The 19,921-nt window shown below is 71.6% G+C and carries 20 protein-coding genes; 10 read left to right on the top strand and 10 right to left on the bottom strand.

Annotated elements, in window-relative coordinates; all coding sequences use genetic code 11:
• Positions 1 to 20: 20 nt before the first annotated feature.
• The gene (locus tag DB32_RS28940; RefSeq protein WP_053235876.1) at positions 21 to 782 is read right to left on the bottom strand and encodes a sulfite exporter TauE/SafE family protein; all 762 of its coding nucleotides are present in this window, start codon (positions 780 to 782) and stop codon (positions 21 to 23) included.
• 70 nt (positions 783 to 852) lie between these two features.
• On the opposite strand from DB32_RS28940, the gene DB32_RS28935 reads away from it, so the two are divergent.
• A complete protein-coding gene (locus tag DB32_RS28935) occupies positions 853 to 1,284 on the top strand; it encodes a hypothetical protein (RefSeq protein ID WP_157069512.1) in 432 nt (143 codons plus the stop codon).
• Complete coding sequence (locus DB32_RS28930) at positions 1,281 to 1,895, top strand: hypothetical protein (RefSeq protein ID WP_053235874.1); 615 nt, start codon at positions 1,281 to 1,283, stop codon at positions 1,893 to 1,895. The genes DB32_RS28935 and DB32_RS28930 overlap by 4 nt, the downstream gene beginning before the upstream one ends.
• Before the next feature lie 43 nt (positions 1,896 to 1,938).
• On the opposite strand, the gene DB32_RS28925 is transcribed toward DB32_RS28930, so the two are convergent.
• From DB32_RS28925 to DB32_RS28885, 9 genes are all read right to left on the bottom strand, one after another.
• Positions 1,939 to 2,460, bottom strand: coding sequence for a hypothetical protein (locus tag DB32_RS28925; protein WP_053235873.1), 522 nt, complete (start codon positions 2,458 to 2,460; stop codon positions 1,939 to 1,941).
• A gap of 105 nt (positions 2,461 to 2,565) precedes the next feature.
• On the bottom strand, positions 2,566 to 3,426 hold the full coding sequence (locus DB32_RS28920; protein ID WP_053235872.1) for a hypothetical protein: 861 nt from the start codon (positions 3,424 to 3,426) through the stop codon (positions 2,566 to 2,568).
• Positions 3,426 to 4,157 (bottom strand): 16S rRNA (uracil(1498)-N(3))-methyltransferase, encoded by a 732-nt coding sequence (locus DB32_RS28915; protein WP_053235871.1) that lies wholly within the window; start codon positions 4,155 to 4,157, stop codon positions 3,426 to 3,428. The genes DB32_RS28920 and DB32_RS28915 overlap by 1 nt, the downstream gene beginning before the upstream one ends.
• Positions 4,154 to 5,149, bottom strand: coding sequence for a class I SAM-dependent rRNA methyltransferase (locus DB32_RS28910; protein ID WP_053235870.1), 996 nt, complete (start codon positions 5,147 to 5,149; stop codon positions 4,154 to 4,156). The genes DB32_RS28915 and DB32_RS28910 overlap by 4 nt, the downstream gene beginning before the upstream one ends.
• A complete protein-coding gene (locus DB32_RS28905; protein ID WP_053235869.1) occupies positions 5,146 to 6,564 on the bottom strand; it encodes a TAXI family TRAP transporter solute-binding subunit in 1,419 nt (472 codons plus the stop codon). Before DB32_RS28905 ends, DB32_RS28910 begins: the two co-directional genes overlap by 4 nt.
• 568 nt (positions 6,565 to 7,132) lie before the next feature.
• A complete protein-coding gene (locus DB32_RS28900) occupies positions 7,133 to 7,984 on the bottom strand; it encodes an aldo/keto reductase (protein WP_053235868.1) in 852 nt (283 codons plus the stop codon).
• An 86-nt stretch (positions 7,985 to 8,070) separates the two neighbouring features.
• Positions 8,071 to 8,754 carry a hypothetical protein gene (locus DB32_RS28895; protein WP_053235867.1) on the bottom strand — a complete coding sequence of 228 codons (684 nt, stop codon included), beginning with the start codon at positions 8,752 to 8,754 and terminating at the stop codon, positions 8,071 to 8,073.
• 46 nt (positions 8,755 to 8,800) lie between these two features.
• On the bottom strand, positions 8,801 to 9,508 hold the full coding sequence (locus DB32_RS28890) for a hypothetical protein (RefSeq protein ID WP_053235866.1): 708 nt from the start codon (positions 9,506 to 9,508) through the stop codon (positions 8,801 to 8,803).
• Positions 9,509 to 9,514: 6 nt separating this feature from the next.
• Positions 9,515 to 10,009, bottom strand: coding sequence for a hypothetical protein (locus tag DB32_RS28885; RefSeq protein ID WP_053235865.1), 495 nt, complete (start codon positions 10,007 to 10,009; stop codon positions 9,515 to 9,517).
• 376 nt (positions 10,010 to 10,385) lie between these two features.
• Between DB32_RS28885 and DB32_RS28880 the strand changes: the two genes are divergently transcribed.
• The 8 genes from DB32_RS28880 (at position 10,386) to DB32_RS28845 (ending at position 19,903) form a co-directional block, all read left to right on the top strand.
• Positions 10,386 to 10,937: a 2'-5' RNA ligase family protein gene (locus DB32_RS28880; RefSeq protein WP_053235864.1), complete on the top strand. Its 552-nt coding sequence runs from the start codon at positions 10,386 to 10,388 to the stop codon at positions 10,935 to 10,937.
• A gap of 37 nt (positions 10,938 to 10,974) precedes the next feature.
• Positions 10,975 to 12,918 (top strand): molecular chaperone HtpG, encoded by a 1,944-nt coding sequence (htpG, locus tag DB32_RS28875; protein WP_053235863.1) that lies wholly within the window; start codon positions 10,975 to 10,977, stop codon positions 12,916 to 12,918.
• 82 nt (positions 12,919 to 13,000) lie between these two features.
• Complete coding sequence (locus DB32_RS28870; RefSeq protein WP_053235862.1) at positions 13,001 to 14,083, top strand: glycosyltransferase 61 family protein; 1,083 nt, start codon at positions 13,001 to 13,003, stop codon at positions 14,081 to 14,083.
• A gap of 74 nt (positions 14,084 to 14,157) precedes the next feature.
• The gene (locus DB32_RS28865) at positions 14,158 to 14,706 is read left to right on the top strand and encodes a YkvA family protein (protein WP_053235861.1); all 549 of its coding nucleotides are present in this window, start codon (positions 14,158 to 14,160) and stop codon (positions 14,704 to 14,706) included.
• A 224-nt stretch (positions 14,707 to 14,930) separates the two neighbouring features.
• Positions 14,931 to 17,096 carry a (Fe-S)-binding protein gene (locus DB32_RS28860; RefSeq protein ID WP_053235860.1) on the top strand — a complete coding sequence of 722 codons (2,166 nt, stop codon included), beginning with the start codon at positions 14,931 to 14,933 and terminating at the stop codon, positions 17,094 to 17,096.
• Between the two features lie 82 nt (positions 17,097 to 17,178).
• Positions 17,179 to 17,586 (top strand): flagellar biosynthetic protein FliO, encoded by a 408-nt coding sequence (locus DB32_RS28855; RefSeq protein WP_053235859.1) that lies wholly within the window; start codon positions 17,179 to 17,181, stop codon positions 17,584 to 17,586.
• Between the two features lie 29 nt (positions 17,587 to 17,615).
• A complete protein-coding gene (locus DB32_RS28850) occupies positions 17,616 to 19,031 on the top strand; it encodes a serine/threonine-protein kinase (RefSeq protein ID WP_053235858.1) in 1,416 nt (471 codons plus the stop codon).
• On the top strand, positions 19,031 to 19,903 hold the full coding sequence (locus DB32_RS28845) for a tetratricopeptide repeat protein (RefSeq protein ID WP_053235857.1): 873 nt from the start codon (positions 19,031 to 19,033) through the stop codon (positions 19,901 to 19,903). The genes DB32_RS28850 and DB32_RS28845 overlap by 1 nt, the downstream gene beginning before the upstream one ends.
• Positions 19,904 to 19,921 lie beyond the last annotated feature (18 nt).

Raw genomic sequence — 19,921 nt, 5'->3', positions numbered from 1 at the left:
GGTCCCCCGGCGCGATCTTCCTATCCGCGGACGACCAGCATCACGCCGGCGAGCGCGAGCGCGACGAACACCGCGGCGCGGAACGTCGCGACCGGGACGCGGTGGTGCGCGATCTCCCCGAGCACCAGACCGATCGCGCACGAAGGGACGAGCGCGCCCGTGAGCACGAGCGCGCCGCGATCGAGCTGGTGCGAGACGCCGTAGCTCACGAGCAGCACCAGGTTGAGCGCCAACCAGAGCACGCACAGCGTCGCGCGGTACGCGCCCTTGTCGGCGATCGCGCGGCTCGTGACGTAGACCGCCATCGGCCCACCGGTCGCGAACGCGCCGTGCACGATCCCGCCCGCGACGCCCATCGCGATCTCGACGACGCGCGAGAGCGGCGCGGGATCGGCGCCGCGCGCGCTGCGCACGCGATGCAGCTCGAGCGCCGAGACGACGATCAGGAACGTGCCGAAGAGCCGCTTGAGCAGCGACGCGTCCGCCACCTGATAGAGCGCGATGCCGAACGGCAGACCGAGCGCCATCGGCGGCAGGAGGCGTCGCAGCAGGAACGCGACGTCCACCTGCTGCCAGTAGCGCGACACCAGCCACAGCGAGATGCCGAGGTTGAGCGGCACGAGCGACGGCAGCAGCGCGTCGATCGACACGAACATCGATCCCAGCGCGACGGAGATCAGCGTCGCACCGAAGCCGAGCGCGGCTTCGACGGTGAACGCGGTGAGCACGACGAGCGCGAGCGCGCCGAGCGAGAGCAACGAGAGACCTTCGGGCGCGGACACGTGAGCAGCCGAGGATGCCATGCGCGCACGCGCGCGCGCTCGTCTGCTATGTCACGGCCGCGGAGGCACGATGGCACGAGCTCGATCGAAAGGGCGCGGCAGCCCCGAGGCGGTGGAGAAGCGGCGCTCGGCGCGCGCGCTGAACACGATCTTCGCGCAGGGGCAGAGCGGCAACGGCGGGCTCGACGGACGCACCGAGAAGCGTCGGCGCAGGCTGATCCAGGAGCTCAAGGAAGGGCGGCGAGGACAGCCGCTCAAGCCGATCGACGTGCTCACCCACGCGAGCGAGCTCTTCGAGCTCGGCGAGACCCTCGCGTCACTGAAGAAGCACGGCGTGAAGCCGATCGTCGCGCCCGACACGCCCGAGGTGCGCGAGGCCGCGCGTCGCGTGCAGATCGCGTACGCGATGCCGGTCGACGTGTTCAAGCTCATCGGGCTCGAGATGGAGCCGCTCGACGACGAGGGCAGCGCGCCGGCGCGCAAGCGGAGGAAGAAGGCATGAGGATCGGCATCGCGTTCATCGTCGTGATGGGCCTCGCCGCGTGCGGCGCCGCGCGCCCGCTGGTGCGCGACGCGAGCTCGCGCGAGATCACGGCGCCGAGCGAAGGACGTGCGCGCGTGGTGCTCGCGATGCCGGGCGCGTACCGCGACGTGATCAGCGTCGTCGACGAGCGCGGTCAGTACGTCGGACAGCTCGCGCAGCGGACGTTCACGACGCTCGAGGTCGAGCCCGGCACGCGTCGTTTCTACGCGCTGGTGGGCGCCTCGGCGTACGTCGTCGGCGGCACCGTCGAGGCGGGTCGCACCTACTGGGTGCTCGCCGAGACCGCGGGCTTCGGTCGCCCGCTGCGATGGGTCGCGTGGGCGCCGACGTGCGCGGAGGATCCCACCGCGCGCCTCGCGGCCGTGCGCGCGGTCGAGCCCGATCCGAGCGCGGATCGCACAGCGCTCGATCGCGCGCTCGGCAACGTCCCGCAGCGCATCCTCGAGGCCGATCGCGAGCTCGAGACCATGCCCGAGGCCCAGCGCACCGAGCGCGTGCTCCAGCCCGCGTGCGTGCCCGGCGCCGAGACCACGACGCCGAGCACGGCCGAGCCGAATCCGCCTCAGTAGCGCTCGTCGGGCGCGAGCATCGCGCGCGCGACGGCGCCGCGCGTCACCACTGCGCTTCGAGGATCGCGCCGCCGAACGCCGCGGACGCGACCGGCGTGATCGTCACGCCCTCCGCGATCTGGCCCACCGGCTCGTCGACGCCGATCAGCCCCGCGATCAGCATGCCGAGCCCGAGCGCTTGGATGCCTGCGTCGATGAACGCGATCGCCGCGAGCACGGAGTACGAGGAGTCGATCGTCAGCGCGGTCACGCCCCAGAACACCGGGCCTGCCACCGGGACGAACGAGAGGCCGTAGAGGATCTCGAAGTCCTGCGAGTCACTGAACTGCATCGCCGCGGTGCCGAGGGCCGCTCCGATCGTGTTGAGGCCCCACGCGGCCGAGAGCGTCGTCGCGCCTGCGATGACCAGCCCGCGATCGGCGTGGTGCACCGTCGTCGGCGTCGGCGGCGTGAGCGCGAGCGCCGGCGAGGAGTAGGCGTCGAGAGACTGCGCCTGGACGGCGGGCGCGAGCGCGAGCGTGAGGGCGAAGACGAGCGAGGCGACGAGAGTACGTGGGGTGTTCATGGCCGCACCCCCATCGCAACCGTCGTGCCCGGCGATTCTCCTCGAATTCCGCGCTCTCGCGCGGCTGCGCACACCTGGGCGGCCCATGGGCCCACGAGGGCGCGATCACGTGCGGAAGGGATCGAGCTCGCGCCGGACCTGCGTGACCTCGACGCCGCTGGCGATCGCGGCTCGAATCTCACGCACGACGTCGCGCGCACGGGCGAGCCCTCCCGCCGTCGGGATCACACGCAGCGTGATCGCAGCCGATGCGATCGAACGAACGAGCGGAGTCGCGATCGCGGCGGAGAGCTCTGCCGCGACGGCGCCCGGATGTGCGTCCGTGCGCTCCAGCCATGCCCACGCGAGCCAGTGTCCGCACCCGAGGTGCGCGTCGGCGGCGCGCGCGAACGCCGCGCGGTGCTCGCGCGAGTCGTCGCACCGAAGCAGCTGCACGATCGTCTCGGGGACTGGCTCGCTCGCGCTGCGCGCGCCGGGAGCGGCGTCGCGCGACTGCCAGAGCGCCCACGCGAACGAGCGCGCCGCAGCGGCGACGTGTGCGGGGTCCTCGTCCGCGCGATCACGCACCCAGTAGGTGAGGACGCGGGCGCTCGGCTGCGAGAGCAGGCCCGCGTCGAGCGCACGCGCGAGCGCATCGAGCACGCGCGCGGCGCCGTGCACGCGCGCGGCATGCGCGATCGCGCGCTCGGAGCGACATCGCGCTGCCGCTTCGACCGCCGCGATGACGAGCACGTGCGGGTAGTCGTTCCGATGCTCCAAGGCCGAGAGCGCGAACGCGCGCACCGTCGCGTCGTCATCCCGCAGGGCGCGGATGACCGCACCGACATCGGAGAGCTGCGTCGCAGCACGCGCCACGAGCGCTCGCTGTCGAGCGTCGAGGCGATCATCGGGCGCTCGATCGTCCGGTCGGCCCGCGCGCTCGGCCCACGTCGCGCGATACTCGCGGACGAGCTCGTCGAAGCTCATCACGTGCCCAGCGCGTCGTGGACCAGCGCGAGCAGCGCGACGCACGCGGTGTCGGTGCGCAGCGTGCGCGCGCCCATCGCGACCGGCTCGAACCCGCGCGACACCAGCAGCGCGCGCTCGAAGTCGTTCCACCCGCCCTCGGGCCCGATCGCGATGACCACGCGCCCTTCGAGCCCCGCACAGCGCGCGTGGGGCGACGGATGCGCGCCGGGATCCGCGAGCAGCCTCGTCGTGCGCGGCGCCACGACGTCGAGCTCGTCCTCGACCAGCGCGCGCAGCGACTTGTGCACGCTCACCTCGGGCACGCGCGTGTGGCGCGCCTGCGCGAGCCCCTCGATCAGCTGCGCCCGACGGTACGCGGGATCGAGCTGGTGCGCGTCGAAGTAGAAGCGCTCCACCTTCGCCGCGTTCGTCAGCATCAGCCGCCCGATCCCGAGCTGCGCGAGCGCGCCGTACAGCCGCCCGATCACCTTCGGGCGCGGCAGCGCGAGCAGCAGATCCACCCGCGGCCGTGCTGGGATCTCGCGCTCGAGCACGCACCGCAGCACCACCTCGTCGCGCTCGACCCGCTCGACCTCCCCGAGCCCGATCGCGCCGTCGATCACGCCGACGCGCACCCGCACGCCCGCGACCACCGCGAGCACCCGCACGAGGTGCACCGCGCGCGCATCGCGCAGCACGACGCGCTGCTCGGCATCGAGCTCGTCCGGCTCGATCAGCACCAGGTTCACGCGAGCCTCACCACCGCGATCTTCAGCGGCGGCCGCTCGTCGAACGACGGGAAGTCCTCCTCGGGCACCAGCTCGTCGATGCGCGCGATGCCGCGCCCGGCCTTCTCGGCGGTGCGCCGCAGCACCGCGTGCCACTCGTCGCGCTCGACCGTCGGCACGTGGTTCGTCGCGAGCACCACGCCGCCCGGCGCGCACGCGAGCACCGCCGGCTTGAACAAGCTCGGATAGTCGCGGACGACGTCGATCGCGCCGAACGGCGTGCGCGCCCAGCGCGGCGGATCGAGCACCACGACGTCGAACGTGCGCGCCTCGCGCTTGGTGAACCCGCGGCGCGTCGCGCGCCCCTTCACCGGCAGCCCCGCGAGCTGTCGCACGACCGGGATCACGTCGTCCTCGATCGTCTCGAAGCGGATCTCGTTGCGCTGCGCGTTGTCCCGGCCGACCTCGAGCGCCGACGCCGCGAAGTCGACGTTCCACACCTCGCGCGCCCCGCCGAGCGCCGCGACCACGCCCACGCCGCACGTGTACGAGAACAGGTTGAGCACGCTGCGCCCCGCGCTCTCGGCGCGCACCCAGCGTCGTCCCACACGCAGATCGAGGAAGAGCAGCGGGTCTTGCCCGCGATGGCGCGGCCGCACGTCGTACTTGGCGCCGAGCTCGCGACCTTCCGGCGCGTGCAGCCGCGGATCGCTGGTGTCGCTCCCGCGCACGCCTTCTCGCCGCGAGGGGCCGCGATGGTTCCAGCACGGCGCGAGGTCGATCCCCAGCGCGCGCGTCACCGTCGCGTGCACGCGCTCCAGCGCGCCCGGCTCGAGCGGGTCGCGCCACGTCTGCGCGAGCAGCACCGGCCCATACCGATCGATCGCGAGCCCCGGCGCGCCCTCGGTCGCGCCGTGGAAGAGCCGGACGCAGTCGGTCTCCTCTCGCTCCATCCGCGACAGGAGCGCGCCGCGCCGATCGATCGCACGTGCGACGAGATCCTCGAGGCTCACGATCGCTTCTCTCGGTCTGCGCGCACGTCGGCGAGCGCCTCTTCCCACATCTCGCGCAGCGCCGCCTCTTCGTCACGTCCGATCGCGCGCGCGCGCTTCTCGATGCGATCGCGCTCGTGGAGGATCATCGCGTTGAGGTGCGAGCGCACGTCGGTCACGTGCACGAGGAAGCTCGAGAGCAGCTCCTCCGAGTGCACCTGACCGCGCGCGAACGCCTCGAGCGCGCGCGTCTTCGTCTCCCCGAGTCGCGTGCGCAGCCCGACCATGCGCGCGAGATCGAGGTGCGTCTCGCGCTCGAGCGCCAGCGCCTCGCGATCGATCCGCGACACCTCCGCGAAGAAGCGATCGAGCCCGCTCACCCGCGACCTTCGCCAGTAGCGGAACGCGAGGATCCCCGCGACCACCAGCGACACGAGGAAGCTGCGCAGGCTCTCGATGCCCTCCATCAGCTCCGGCGTGAGCAGCGGGTCGTTGCGGTGCAGCCACTCGAGCGTGCCCGCGTGCAGCGGGTACTCCGGCTGCGCCACCAGCGCCGAGATCTCCGCGCGCGCGATCCGCGCCCTCGCGCCGAACGAGTGCGACGCGAGCGACTCGAGCAAGCGCTTCACGACCTCCTCCGACGTGTCGCGGTGCACGACGAGCAACATGCGCGTCGCGAGCGTCGGCAGGTCGTGCGCGGGCGCGTCGGCCCCGTACGCGTACGCCGGGATGCGCCCTCGCGAGACCGCGACGTTGCGCAGCGCGATCGCGTCGGCGAAGGGCAGCGGAGCGAGGCGGTACCCGCGCTCGTCGACGAGGAACGACGCGAGCGGCGAGGGCAGGGCGGACACGTGGAAGATCGCGTCGGGCAAGCGCTCGGCGGGCGTCGACTCGAGCTCGCGGTAGTCGAGCTGCGTCTCCTGGAAGTCGCGGCTCGGCTCGAGGTGCGCGAGCGCGAGCACCTCGAGCGCGAGCCCGCGCGTCCCGCTTCCCGGCGGCGCGAGGTTCACCCGCCGACCGCGCAGATCGCCGAGCGACTCCATCGCGACGTCTCCGCGCACCAAGAGGTGCAGCGGCTCGAGCGCGATCGCGGCGACCTCGCGCACCTCGTCGGACGCGGGCAACCCGCCTTGGATCAGCGCGGCGTCGAGCTCGCGTCGCGAGAGCCGCTCGAGCGCATCCTCGGAGCCCGCGGCGGGCACGATCTCGAGCGTCAGCTCGTGCGCTTCCGCCTCGGCGCGCAGCGCTTCCGCGACCTCGGTGCGACGCCCGCGCTGATCACCCGCGGTGAGCCGGATCGAGTGCTCCTCGGTGTCGAGCGATCCGAGCAGGAACACCGCGGACGCGAGCAGGAAGATCGACGCGAGCAGCGCGAGCGCGCGCGGCGAGTCCCCGACCTGCCGGAGCCGCGCGAGGAAGATGCGGAGAGAGACCACGCGCGGCCCATTATCTCTCACCCGGCCTCACCGCCACCCCGGAATTCCAGGGCCTCTCAGGAGAGCAGGAAGGGATAGGAAGACCACGTCGACGAGCGTTCCCGTCGACTCACCGCGCCTCACTGCGCCGAACGGAGATCTTTTGAGGAGAGCAGGCGAGATCGGAAGACCACGTCGCCGAGCGTTCCCGTCGACTCACCGCGCTGTGATGGGCCCGAACGAAGTTTTTTGAGGAGAGCAGGAGGGATAGGAAGACCACGTCGCCGTGCGTTCCCGTCGACTCACCGCGCGCCGCTGCGTCCGATCGAAATCCGTTTCGAGGTCAGTGGGGGACGTCTCGTTGCACCGCACGCAAAGCGTCGTGGTCTTCCTAACCCTCCTGCTCTCCTCAGAAAATTCCGAAGCACGAGCTCGCCTGGCGAAGTCGCGTTGCACGCCGCGCACAGTGCCGTGGTCTTCCCAAATCCTCCTGCTCTCCTCAGAAATTCCGAAGGGTCGAGCCCAGGGCGCGCAGCCGCGTTGCACCGCGCGCACGGCGTCGTGGTGTTCCTCTCGGTTCCTGCTCTCCTCATCCGAGGCGCGCGAGGTCTTCCGGGCTCAGCTGGATGCTCGCCGAGCGCAGGATCGACGCGATGCTCGTCGGCTTGCTCGCGCCGGGGATCGGCACGATCACCGGCGAGCGCGCGAGCAACCACGCGATCGCGATCTCCTCGGGCGACGCACCGTGTCGTGCCGCGATCTCGCCCAGCGTCGCGTTCGCCGCGAGCCCCGCGCGACCGCGGCTGCCGCCGACCGGCGAGTACGCGAGGAACCCGATCCCCAGCGCCTCGCACCGCGCGATCACGCCCGACTCGAACGCGCGCCGATCGAGCACGTTGCATCGGTTCTGCACGCTCGCGATCGGCACGATCGACCGCGCCGCGTCGAGCTCCGCGACGCTCACGTTCGACAGGCCCACGTGCGCGACCTTTCCTTCACCGCGAAGGCGCGCGAGCTCGCCGACGCTCTCCTCGAAGGGCACCGCGGGATCCGGCGCGTGCAGCTGGTACAGCGCGATGCGCTCGACGCCGAGCGCGCGCAGGCTCGCCTCGCACGCGGCGCGCAGCCGCTCGGGGCGCGCGTCGGTCTCCCACGCGCCCTTCGGACGTCGCAGCCCGCCCTTCGTCGCGACGAGCACCTTCGCGCGATCACCGCGCCACGCCTTCAGCGCCTTCGCGATGAGCCGCTCGTTGTGCCCGATGTCGTCGTCGTCGATGCAGTAGACGTCGGCGGTGTCGATCAGCGTGATCCCACCGTCGAGCGCAGCGTGGATCACCGCGATCGACTGCTGTTCGCTGGGTCTTCCCGCGAGCGACATCGGCATCCCACCGAGCCCGAGCGAGGAGACGACGAGGCCTTCACCGAGAGAACGTGTGCGCATGGTCGCGCGACGCTAGCGCGGGAACGAGCCTCTGAGGAGGGCAGGCCAATCTCACCGCAGAGGGCCACGGAGGGCCGCAGAGACGATCAGTCGTCCAGCGCTCCGGCGATCGCTTCACCGATCTGCGTGGGTGAGAGCCTGTACACGTCCCGCGCGCTCTGGGTCTGTGCGGGTGGTGACGCTTCCACGGTGATGCGCGCCGCGATCTCGCCGGACACGACGTCGACGATCGCGATTCTCGCGCGCTCCACGTCCACGCTCGTCGCACCGTAGGTGTAGCGAGCGTGCAGCGTCTCGCGCGCGACGATGCCGATCCAGCGCACGTCCTCGGGGCCGCTCGCCGCGAGCCGACCGAGGCCGACGTGCGCCGCGTCGAAGCGCGGTCGTGCGCCCGCGCGGAGGAGGAGGCCGCGCGCATCGTGTGGGAGCTCGCGATCGCGCTCGCTGCGCGCGACGTAGCCGAGGTCCGCTTGCTGCGCGACTCCGAGCTCCGGCGGCTCCGGCATCGCGAGTGACCGCGGATCGGCGCGCACCGTGAGACGCGCGATCGACGGGTCGCGCAGCGTCTCCGCGAACACGTCGCGCGCCTCGGCGATCGCGGCTTCGGTGCGCCAGCCGCGCGTCGCCGCTTCGACGACGACCACCAGGATGACGAGCACGAGGATCGCGCCCGCGAACGTGACGACCTTCTCGACGCCGCGGCGCGGCGGTGCCGACTCGTCGTCGCCTCGCGCGCTCGTCCGGTACGGACCCTCGTGCTTCGCCGTCACGTCAGCTCCTCGCGTCGCATCGCGAGATGGTGCTCTGCTGCGTCTCTCACGCACTCGGGTGCGACCGGGTCCACTCCGTAGCGGTGCAGCAGCGCGAGCGCTCGATGGGAGCACGCGTCGCGGGCATGGGCGAGACGCGCCAGCATGAGGGCGAAGTGGGTCGTCGGAGTCGCCTCCGCGACCTCGAAGAGCGTCGCCTCGTAGTCGGCACCGGTGACCCCTCCACGAAGTGCACGAGGGATCCCGGAGCGCCGAAGTCGGTGCTCGGATCGGATTCCGCGATCCCGCGCAGGATGGAGCGCACGTGCCCCGGCGACGGACCGACGAGCCGAAGATCCCGCACGAGGTCGTTGATCATCGCGGGGTTCGCGAACGAGCCGCCCATCGCGACGGCCGCCTCGCGGATGCGGCGCACGATCGCCGCACCCGTCGTGTGCGGGCGCACCTCCGCGCGACGTCGTGCCCGTTCTTCCTCGGCACGCGCGCGCTCGGTCGCGCGCCGCTCGTCCTCGGCCGCGCGGAACGCCGCTTCGGTGATCGCGACCTCGCGTACGCTCGTCGCTCGTCGCCCGCCGAGCGCATGGGGCGCGATCGCGGTCACGAACACGCGCATCCCCACGAGCGGCGCGAACGCGCGGCATGCGGATGCGCCGAAGCGCAGGTCCTCACCGTCGCGCGTTCGCAGCCTGCCCACGAGATCGAGCTCGTCGAACGTCGTGATCGTCGCCTCGAGCGGCTCGTCGAGCTCGTGCATTCGCGATCAGCTCGCCGGGGTCTCGCCTTCGTCGTCGGTGCGACGCGTGCCGGCGAGCGCTTCGGTCAGGAACGCGAACGCGTCGCCGATCACCGCGTCCTTGCGCGCGTAGGGCTTCACGCCCGCGTTCACGTCGAGCACCGCGCGCCACATCTCGTCCTCGGCGCGGATGCGCTTGTCGACGATCGGCGCGAGCTTGCGCGCGAGCTGGTCGCGAAGCGCGGCTTCCTTCTCGCTCGCCTTCTTCGCGTCGCGCGCGAGCTTTCCGAGTCGCGACGGACGCACGCCGGGGACGCGCACCTGCGGGTGCGCGTCGAGCGTGCGGAGGATCTGCGCGACGATCTCGTCGTAGTTCTCGCGCGGTTTCAGCTTCGAGCGACGCTCCTCCGCGCTCATCACGACGATCTCGCGCGGCTTCGACGCGCGCTTCTTCACAACCGGCGCCTTCTTCGCTGACTTCTTCTGCGCGCGCGCCTTCTTCGGTGCCTTCTTGGTCGCCATGTCGACCTCCTTCGGGTGCGAGCGTGGACGAGAGCGCGCGTTTTTCAAGGCATTCTCCGCGAATTCGAAGGGCCGGTCCGACGAGGCCCTCGGACGTCTCCGAGCTTGGAGGGTGGCGTGGTCCTCGGAAACGGCCCGTCCGATCCACGATGGTGCTCGGTGTGCTCCGAGCCGGGAGGGGCGTGCGATCCTCGCGAGCACACGGAGGACGAGCGCGACGCTCACCGAGGACGAGCGAGACGCCCACCGAGGACGAGCGCGACGCTCACCGATGACGAGCGCGACGCCCGCCGAGGACGAGCGCGACGCTCGGCACGCGAGCAGAGCTGGTCCTTCGACCACGAGGTAGGCTCGCCGGCAGGGGGAGCGAGCCGCGATGTCCAAGCCCAACTGGTTCGTCGGGATCCCGATCCCCGGGGTCGAGCTCGCTGCGCGCATCCCCGAGCCGCCCTCCGGGATCCGCCGCTTCCACGCCCAGGATCTGCACCTCACCGTCGCGTTCCTCGGGACGTGCGGCGAAGAGCGCGCGCGCGCCGGGTGGGACGCGCTGGTCTGGACGGTCCCCGCGCTCGACGTGACGTTCGGCGCGATCGTCCCGATGGGCAATCCGCGCCGCTACTCCGCGCTCTCCGCGGTGCTCGACGAGGGGCGCGACGCGGTCGAGGCCGCGATGACCGCGTCGCGCGACGCCATCTGCGATGCCGCCGGCGCCGCCCGCGAGCTGCGCCCCGCGAAGGCGCACGTCACGGTCGCGCGCCCCGCGCGCAGCACCACCGACGGCGAGCGACGCCTCGCGCTGCGCTGGGCCTCCGCGATCGATCTGCGCGGCGTGCGCGTGCGCCTCTCCGAGGCAGCGCTCTACACGTGGAACGACGACCGCGCCTCGCGCCTCTTCCGTGCCGTCGCGACCCGCGCCTTCCCCCCTTGACCGCCCGCGGGTCGATGGTGATGGTCCGCGCCGGCCTATGACCGACGCGACGCAGACCGCAGAAACCGCCCCCGCCCGGACCACCCACCGCTTCGAGGCCGAGGTCGATCAGGTCCTCCGCCTCGTCATCCGCTCGCTCTATTCGAACAAGGAGATCTTCCTCCGCGAGCTGCTCTCGAACGCGTCCGACGCGCTCGACAAGCTGCGCTTCCGCGCGCTCACCGAGCCCGCGCTGCGCACCTCCGAGGAGCTGCGCATCCGCCTCGAGCCCGACGCCGCGAGCAAGACGCTGACGATCTGGGACGACGGCATCGGCATGACGCGCGACGAGCTCGCGCAGAACCTCGGCACCATCGCGAAGTCTGGCACGCGCGAGCTGCTCGAGAAGGTGCGCGCCGCGGGTCAGAAGGACGCGCCCGCGCTGATCGGTCAGTTCGGCGTCGGCTTCTACAGCGCGTTCCTGGTCGCCGAGCGCGTCGACGTGATCTCGCGCGCCGCCGGGCACGAGGACGCGTGGAAGTGGAGCTCGGACGCCCAGGGCACCTTCACGATCGAGCCCGCTGCGCCGTCCGAGCGACGCGACGTCCCGGGCAGCTCGGTGGTGCTGCACCTCTCGGACGAGCACGTCGATCTGCTGCGCACCTGGAAGCTCGAGGAGCTCGTCCGCAAGTACAGCGACTACCTCGAGTGGCCGATCGAGCTGAAGCTCGAGCGCGAGAAGGACGAGAGCGCGCCCGCGGAGTGGCGTCGGGTGAACCGCGGCACGCCGCTGTGGCAGCGCTCGGCGAGCGAGGTCACGCCCGAGCAGTACGAGGAGCACTACCGGCACCTCACGCACGACTTCGAGAAGCCGCTGCTCTGGCGTCACTTCAGGGTCGAGGGCACGACGGAGTTCGCGGGCATCCTCTACGTGCCGCGCCGCCCGCCGTTCGATCTCTTCGCGCCCGAGAGCAAGCACGGGCTGCGGCTGCACGTGAAGCGCGTCTTCGTCATGGAGGACGAGGGCGAGGTGCTCCCGAAGTGGCTGCGCTTCGTGCGCGGCGTGGTCGACAGCGAGGACCTCCCGCTCAACGTCTCGCGCGAGCTGCTCCAGGACTCGCGCATCGTGCGCACGATCAAGAAGCAGATCGTGAAGCAGGTGCTCGACGGGCTCACGCAGCTCGCGAACGAGCGCCCCGAGGACTACGCGCTCTTCTGGAAGACGTTCGGCGCGGTGCTCAAGGAGGGCCTGCACTACGAGCCCGATCAGGCCGAGCGCCTCGCGAAGCTGCTGCGGTACGAGTCGAGCGCGGTCGAGAAGGGCGCGCTGGTGTCGCTCGCGGACGCGAAGGCGCGCATGAAGGAAGGGCAGAAGGCGATCTACTACGCGCTCGGCGAGTCGCGCCGGCAGATCGAGTCGAGCCCGCACATCGAGGGCCTCACGAAGCACGGCTTCGAGGTGCTCTACATGATCGATCCCGTCGATCAGTGGGCGGTACAGTCGCTGCGCGAGATCGACGGCACGCCGCTCCAGAGCGCGACCGCGGCCGAGCTCGATCTGGGCTCGAAGGACGACGCGACCGAGCAGGCGCGCGAGGAGTCGAAGGGCGCGGTCGAGGCGCTGCGCAGCCGCGCGCGCACGAAGCTGCAGGACCAGGTGAGCGAGGTGCGCGTGAGCGCGCGCCTGACCGACTCGCCGGTGTGCCTGGTCGTGCCCGAGGGCGGGCTGCCGCCGCACCTCGAGCGGCTCCTGCGCGCGACGCAGCAGGACCTTCCGCCGCAGAAGCGCATCCTCGAGATCAACCCGGATCACCCGCTGGTGCGCGCGCTCGCGAAGCTGATCGAGGCGCAGCCCGACCGCGCGGAGATCGACGAGTGGATCGAGCTGCTCCACGAGCAGGCGCTGATCGCCGAGGGCAGCCCGATCGACGATCCCGGTCGGTTCACGAAGCGACTGACGTCGCTGCTGACCGAAGCGGCGACGCGCGCCGTCGGAGGCTGAGGCCTCTCGTCCGTCACACCGCGTCCGCGCCTCTCCGGCGGCGGGCTTTGCGGCGCGCCCGCCGCGGCGATGAGCCGCGTGGATGGCTCTCTCGTTCGACGCGGTCTCGCACCGCGTGCGCAAGCGTCTCGGGCTCGTGCCCTCGCTCCGTGTCGCCGCGGACGAGGTGCTCGAGCTGCATCCCGGCGACGTGCAGGAGACCGCGCCCCCGTTCTCGCTCCCGCGGCAGACCGAGCGCGCACGCGAAGCCGTGCAGCTGTCGACGCTGAAGTGGGAGCTGGAGCGCGCGGTCGCGCGGCGCATCCGGCACGCGCCCACGTACGCGTTCCGCTTCCGCCACGCGATGCTGATCGAAGGCGTCGTGTACGCGAACGGAGCACGCCACCAGCAGGTCGCCGAGCGCGAGCGGTGGCGCCCAAGGTGGCTGCGCGGGCCGGAGGTGGAGGGCGCGGCGCTGCCGTCGTCGGTGATCGCCGACCGGTTCTTCGGGCACGTGATCGCGGAGGACAGCGTCGCGGCGCTGATGGCGCGCGAGCTCGCGCCGCTCTACTTCACCCGAGGGAAGCGCCCGCGCAGCGCGCACGCGGCGCGCTACCTGGCGCTCTACGGGCTCGGCGACGTGCCGCTGCTGCGGAACGCGAGCCTGCACGACGCGTGGTTGTTCGAGGACTACGGGATGAACGCGCACAAGCGCGCGAGGTACCGCGAGCTGCGCGAGCGGCTGAGCGCGATCCCGCGCGCGCGCAGCGGGCACGGCGTGTTCTTCCGGCGGCGCGGGGCGGGCGTGCCGCGCGGGCTGGTCAACGAGGCCGCGCTCGAGGAGCGGCTCGCGCGCGAGGGGTTCGAGATCATCGACGTGGCGCGCGAGGACGTGGACTCGATCGTGCGGCGCACGCGCGACGCGAGCGTGGTGTGCGGCGTCGAGGGCAGCGCGCTGATGCACGGGCTGCTCGCGATGCGCGAGGGCGGGGCGGTGGTGGCACTGATGCCGCCGTATCGCTTCACGATGGCGCTGCGCGATCACGCGGACGCGATGGGCATGCGCTTCGGGTACGTGGTGGGGTGCGGCACGCGCACGCGCTTCCAGATCACCGAGGACGAGCTGATGCGCACGCTCGAGCTCGCGTGGGCGCGCGCGGAGCGCGGGCGTGATCGCGCAGCGTGAGATCGCGAGCGGGCAGCGTTGACACCCGACCTGCCCGATCGACTACGATGCCCTCGCCCTACTTCGGAGGAGCGATGGCAGAGATCGATTCCAAGTACCTCGACACCTTCCCCGCGTGGCTGCGCAGCTTGGGCGAAGACGCGGAGAAGCTGGCCGAGCTCCTCGCCGGCGAGGCGCTCTCGTCCGGTGCGCGGGAGTCGATCGCGGGCGGCCTCAACTACCTGTTCAAGTCGCTCGATCTGATCCCCGACGGGATCGACGACATCGGGTACCTCGACGACGCGTTCGTGCTGCGCGTCGCGGCGGACCTCGCGGCGGCGGCCGACGAGGGCAACGATCCGAACGCGAGCCGCGCGCTCGCGGCGCTGGCGAACGACTGCGAGGTGGTGCGCGAGTTCCTGGGCCGCGACTACGCGCGCCTCGAGAGCTACGTGAAGGGGCTGCGCAAGGGCGCGGCGCGTGGTCGCTCGGTGGCCGACATCCTCGGCGACGCGGCGGTGCGCGAGGACTTCCTCGGGGACGTGCGCGGGTTCGCGAAGACGTACGAGGCGCCCTCGTTCTCGCGCGAGGAGAAGAACCTGATCAAGCTCCGCGCGTTCTTCGACGCGAAGCTCCCGAAGTAGTTTCCCGCGGGGGGGCTCCGGCCCCCTCTCGACCCCCGGCCGTTTCGCGCTGCGCGGGGGCCCCTACGCCCCCTTTGCGTCGCGCGCGCGCCGGCCCGAGACGACGGCCGGCGCGCGTCGGAACGCGGCGCCGAGAGTCGGTAGACCGACTCGTGGGAAGTCCGGGAGCCGGGCTCGTTGTCGCCGTGGACAGGCGACCTCAGAGAGTCTAAAAGGCCTCCGCCATGAATCCCATCGCGATGACGGTGATCTTCGTCGTGACGCTGGGCGCGTTCGCCTGGTCCGCCGTCCGACGTTATCGACTGCTGATGGTCGCGGCGCCCGATCGACGCATCGCGCTCGACGGCGATTCCCTGGCCCAGCGCATCCGGCAGGTGCTCGTGATCGCGCTCGGGCAGGAGAAGATGCCCAAGAACGAGCGCTATCGGCTCGAGGGCATCGCGCACATCTTCATCTTCGCGGGGTTCAACGTCCTGCTGCTCAACACGCTGCTCCTCTGGGGGCGCGCGTACGACCGGGACTTCGACTTCTTCGGGCTGCTCGCGGACGACTTCATCGTCGGGCAGCTCTACTCGTTCGTGAAGGAGATCATCGCGGCGCTGACCGTCGTCGGCTCGCTGGTGTTCCTCTACGACCGCATCACGAAGCGCTACCCGCGCATGACGTTCGGCGCGGAGGGCATGATCATCCTCGGCATCATCATCACGATGATGCTCTCCGACTTCCTGTACGTCGGCGGGCGCCACGTGCTCGAGATGCGCGCGCTCGGTCAGGCGCCGCACTGGACGTGGCACGAGCCGATCGGATCGGCGCTCGCCGTGGCGTTCGGTGGGTTCTCGAGCAGCACGGTGTCGGTGCTCGAGCACGCGGGCTTCTGGTGGCACGCGTCGTGGGTCCTGATCTTCGCGAACCTGCTGCCGTACTCGAAGCACTTCCACATCATCACGTCGCTGCCGAACGTCTTCTTCCAGCCGCTCGACGCGCGCGGGAAGCTGCCGGACGTCGACGACATCGAGGGCAAGATCGAGCGCGAGGAGCCGGTCGGCGTCGGCAAGATCGAGCACCTCACGTGGAAGCAGGCGCTCGACCTCTACACGTGCACGGAGTGCGGCCGCTGCAGCGACAACTGCCCGGCGTTCACGACGGGCAAGAAGCTCTCGCCGAAGCACCTCACGCTCGCGCTGCGTGATCACCTCTACGATCTCGAGCAGCACTTCCTCGGCAACGGCGGCATCGAGGGCCCGAAGGCGACGATGGTCGAGGACCTGCGCGAGAAGCACGTCCACGGCGACCCGCCGCCCGACGCGTACTTCCGCAAGGCGGAGCACGTGGATCTGCTCCCCGACATCGTGAACCCCGAGGTCATCTGGGCGTGCACGACGTGCCGCGCCTGCGAGGAGCAGTGCCCGGTCCAGATCTCGTACGTCGACAAGATCGTCGAGATGCGCCGCTACGAGATGATGATCAAGAACGAGTTCCCCGGCGATCTCCAGAAGGCCTTCCGCGGCATGGAGACGAACGGGAACCCGTGGAACCTGCCGGCGATGGATCGCGGCAACTGGGCGACCGGGCTCGACAAGGAAGGCGTGGAGGTCCGCTTCCTCGCGGATCATCTCGATGCCGACGTCGTGTACTGGGTCGGCTGCGCGGCGGAGTACGACGATCGCGCGAAGAAGGTCGCGCGCTCGGTCGCGAAGCTGCTCGATCACGCGGGCGTCGACTGGGCCGTGATGGGCAGCGACGCGACGTGCACCGGTGACCCGGCGCGCCGCGCGGGCAACGAGTTCCTGTTCCAGACGCTCGCGCAGGCGAACGTCGAGACGCTGAACGGGATGGGCGTGGACAAGAAGGTCGTGATCACGGCCTGCCCGCACTGCTTCAACACGCTGAAGAACGAGTACCCGAGCTTCGGAGGCAAGTACGACGTGGTGCACCACGCGGACTATCTGAACGGGCTCATCGCGCGCGGCGTGCTGAAGCCGACGAAGTCGGTCGAGGCGAAGGTCACGTACCACGACAGCTGCTACCTCGGCCGCTACAACGACGTGTACGAGTCGCCGCGCAAGGTGCTCGAGGCGATCCCCGGCGTGACCCTCGTCGAGCCGGCGTACTGGAACAAGGCGAAGGGCCTGTGCTGCGGCGCAGGCGGCGCGCAGATGTGGAAGGAAGAGGAGCACGGCAAGGAGCGCGTGAACAAGAAGCGCACGCTCCAGCTGCTCGACACCGGCGCGACGAAGATCGCGACGGGGTGCCCGTTCTGCATGACGATGATCAGCGACGGCATCGCGGGCGAGGAGAAGACCGACGCGGTCGAGAACCTCGACATCGCGGAGCTGCTCGATCGCTCGATCGACTACTCGCGCGCGGCAGAGCGCGACGCGGCCGAGTGATCGCGGCGTGACGAGCAGAACGGCGGCGCGGGAGCGATCCCGAGCCGCCGTCGCGTTCCGTCGCTGGTAGAGTTCGGGCGCGATGTTCCTGCTGCTCCAGGCCGAGCTGCCGGGCGGATACGGCGTGGCGCTGCTGCAGTCGCTGCTCGCGCTCGCCGCGGTGTGCGTGCTCGCGTGGGTGGTGCTGCGGTGGGCGTCGCAGCGGGGGCTCGGGACGTTCGCGCGCGGGACGCGGGTGAAGGTGATCGAGCGTGTGCCGCTCGATGCGCGGCGCACGCTGTGGCTCGTGAAGGTCGGCGGGAAGGTGCTCTTGATCGGCGCGGGCGACGGCGCGTCGCCGACGACGCTGACCGAGCTGCGCGAGGACGAGCTTCCCGACGAGCCGATCACGACGAAGGGCGCGACGTTCGTCGAGGTGCTGCGTCGCGCGGCGAGCGGAGCGCCGAAGCGCGTCGAGGCGCGCCCGGAGGAGACCGAGCGTCCGCCGTAGTCGGGCTTGTGGCACCATCGGGAAGAGCGATGCCATCGCACCTTCCCGAGCCCGGCGCGCAGGTCGAGCGCTACACGGTGCTCTTCGAGGTCGCCCGGGGCGGGATGGCCGTCGTGTACGCGGCGCGTCGCACCGGGATCGGCGGGTTCGACAAGGTCGTCGCGCTCAAGCTGATGTCGCCGGCGATGGTGACCGAGCGTCGCTACGTCGACATGTTCCTCGACGAGGCGCGCATCGCGGCGCGCATCGATCATCCGAACGTCGTGCAGGTGTTCGAGGTGGGCGAGCACGAGCAGCTGCCCTTCCTCGTGATGGAGTTCGTGCAGGGCGTCGCGTTCACCGACGTGCTGCGCGCGACGCCTCCTCCGCCGCTCGCGATCCGCGCTGCGATCCTCGCTGGCGCGGCGCGCGGTCTCCACGCTGCGCACGAGACGCTGGGCGCCGATGGCGCCCCCCTCGGGCTCGTGCATCGCGACGTGAGCCCGCACAACGTGCTCGTCGGCTTCGACGGGCGCGTGAAGGTCGCGGACTTCGGGATCGCCGCGGCGCGCGGGCGCATCACGCACACCGCGTCGGGCGAGCTCAAGGGCAAGATGTCGTACCTCGCGCCGGAGCAGATCACGCGCGAGCGGACGACCGATCGGCGCGCGGACGTGTGGTCGCTCGGCGTGATGACGTGGGAGACGTTCGCGCTGCGGCGGCTCTTCGCGGGCGACGACGATGCGCAGCGCATGTTCGCGGTGCTGCGCGCGCCGATCCCGGATCTGCGCGAGATCGACCCCGAGGTGCCAGTGGAGATCGCGGAGATCACGGCGCGCGCGCTGAGCCGCGACGTCGACGCGCGGCTCGCGACCGCGGAGGAGCTCGCGGCGGCGCTCGAGGGCGCGGCGATGCGGCTCGGCGGGGCGAACGTCGCGTCGTGGATGGGCGCACGGTTCGAGGAGAAGACGATCGCGATCCGCGCGCGGCTCGATGCGACGCCGAGCGCGCCCGAGGAGGGCGACGCGACGATCGTCGCGACACCGGCGTCGTGGCCGTCGCCCGAGCTCGAGGCGACGCGCACCGACCCCGAGGTCGCGCGTCCGCCCGCGCGGCGCGCGCCGATCGTCGCGGGTGTGCTCGGCCTCGTGATGCTCGCGGCGATCGCGCTGTGGCGGATCGCTGCGACGCCGGAGAGCGAGCCCGTGGTGCGCCCCGTCGCGGCGGCTCCCGGCGAGGTGCCCGCGCCATCGATCGAGGCGGCACCGCTCGCGCCGCCGCCTCCGGCGGTCGCGCCTGCGGCCGTCGCGGTGTCGCAGCCCGAGCCGGAGCCGCTGCCCACGTCCCGCCCGCGGCCGCGTGAGCGTGCGCGGGATCGCGCGCGACGCGCCGAGCCCGAGACGCGCGCGCCGCAGGCCACGAGCGAGCCCACGCCGCGCCGCGATCTGCTGCCGAACCCGTTCTGATGCGCGCGCTCGTCCTCGCCCTCGCGCTGCTGATCGCGCTCGTGCCCGCGGCGCAGGCGCAGGACGACGAGGCGCGTCGCACGGCGCGCGAGGCCTACCGGCGCGGCGAGGACGCGTTCGCGCGCGGCGAGCACGAGCTCGCGCTCGCGCTCTTCCGTGAGCTCTACGAGCGCACGGGGCACGACGCGGTCCGCTACAACGTCGGCGTGTGCCTCGAGCAGCTCGGCCGCGCGCGCGAGGCGCGCGTCGAGTTCCTCGCGGTCGCGGAGAGCGAAGCCGTGCCCGCGGAGACGCGCGCGCAGGCGCTCGAGGCCGCGGCGCGCGTGCGTGCGCGGCTCGCGGCGATCGAGGTGCGCGGCGCGCCCGACGCGGCCGGCGTGACGATCGACGGGGTGCGCGTCTGCGCGCTGCCGTGCGACGAGCTGATCGATCCCGGCGCGCACACGATCGCGCTCGACGTGCCCGACGGACCGAGCGAGCGGATCGAGATCGCGGCGGGCGCGACGCGCACGGTCGAGCTCGTCGTCGTCGCGCGCGAGGTCGTGCCCCATCCCGCGCCGATCCCGCCCGCGTCGAGCGGTGCGTCGCTCGGGCCGCTCACGGTGATCGGCGCGTCGCTCGTCGCGATCGGCGCGGGCGGTGTGATCGGCTTCGGCGTGTACACGATGGACCTCAAGTCGCGCTTCGATGCGATGCCGACCCAACCGCTCGCCGACGAAGGCAACACGATGGCGGCGCTCACCAACGCGTCGATCGGGGTCCTCGCGCTGGGCGGAGCGCTCGTGCTGATCGACGTGATCCTCGTCGCGACGAGCGGGCCGCCCGAGCGCGCGGTGTCGCTCGAGGGCGGCACGCTGCGCGTCGCGTTCTGATTCGCCCGCGCTACGCTG

Source organism: Sandaracinus amylolyticus (genome assembly GCF_000737325.1).
GTDB lineage: Bacteria > Myxococcota_A > Polyangia > Polyangiales > Sandaracinaceae > Sandaracinus > Sandaracinus amylolyticus.
This window is presented reverse-complemented; position numbering and strand designations above follow the sequence as displayed.

Excerpts from the sequence above, each read along its gene's own strand:
- DB32_RS28855 (WP_053235859.1), top strand. The coding sequence starts at position 17,179 with ATGTTCCTGCTGCTCCAGGCCGAGCTGCCGGGCGGATACGGCGTGGCG.
- DB32_RS28935 (WP_157069512.1), top strand. The coding sequence starts at position 853 with ATGGCACGAGCTCGATCGAAAGGGCGCGGCAGCCCCGAGGCGGTGGAG.
- DB32_RS28850 (WP_053235858.1), top strand. The coding sequence starts at position 17,616 with ATGCCATCGCACCTTCCCGAGCCCGGCGCGCAGGTCGAGCGCTACACG.
- DB32_RS28930 (WP_053235874.1), top strand. The coding sequence starts at position 1,281 with ATGAGGATCGGCATCGCGTTCATCGTCGTGATGGGCCTCGCCGCGTGC.
- DB32_RS28870 (WP_053235862.1), top strand. The coding sequence starts at position 13,001 with ATGGCTCTCTCGTTCGACGCGGTCTCGCACCGCGTGCGCAAGCGTCTC.
- DB32_RS28845 (WP_053235857.1), top strand. The coding sequence starts at position 19,031 with ATGCGCGCGCTCGTCCTCGCCCTCGCGCTGCTGATCGCGCTCGTGCCC.
- DB32_RS28880 (WP_053235864.1), top strand. The coding sequence starts at position 10,386 with ATGTCCAAGCCCAACTGGTTCGTCGGGATCCCGATCCCCGGGGTCGAG.
- DB32_RS28920 (WP_053235872.1), bottom strand. The coding sequence starts at position 3,426 with ATGAGCTTCGACGAGCTCGTCCGCGAGTATCGCGCGACGTGGGCCGAG.
- DB32_RS28885 (WP_053235865.1), bottom strand. The coding sequence starts at position 10,009 with ATGGCGACCAAGAAGGCACCGAAGAAGGCGCGCGCGCAGAAGAAGTCA.
- DB32_RS28890 (WP_053235866.1), bottom strand. The coding sequence starts at position 9,508 with ATGCACGAGCTCGACGAGCCGCTCGAGGCGACGATCACGACGTTCGAC.
- DB32_RS28860 (WP_053235860.1), top strand. The coding sequence starts at position 14,931 with ATGAATCCCATCGCGATGACGGTGATCTTCGTCGTGACGCTGGGCGCG.
- htpG (WP_053235863.1), top strand. The coding sequence starts at position 10,975 with ATGACCGACGCGACGCAGACCGCAGAAACCGCCCCCGCCCGGACCACC.
- DB32_RS28925 (WP_053235873.1), bottom strand. The coding sequence starts at position 2,460 with ATGAACACCCCACGTACTCTCGTCGCCTCGCTCGTCTTCGCCCTCACG.
- DB32_RS28900 (WP_053235868.1), bottom strand. The coding sequence starts at position 7,984 with ATGCGCACACGTTCTCTCGGTGAAGGCCTCGTCGTCTCCTCGCTCGGG.
- DB32_RS28865 (WP_053235861.1), top strand. The coding sequence starts at position 14,158 with ATGGCAGAGATCGATTCCAAGTACCTCGACACCTTCCCCGCGTGGCTG.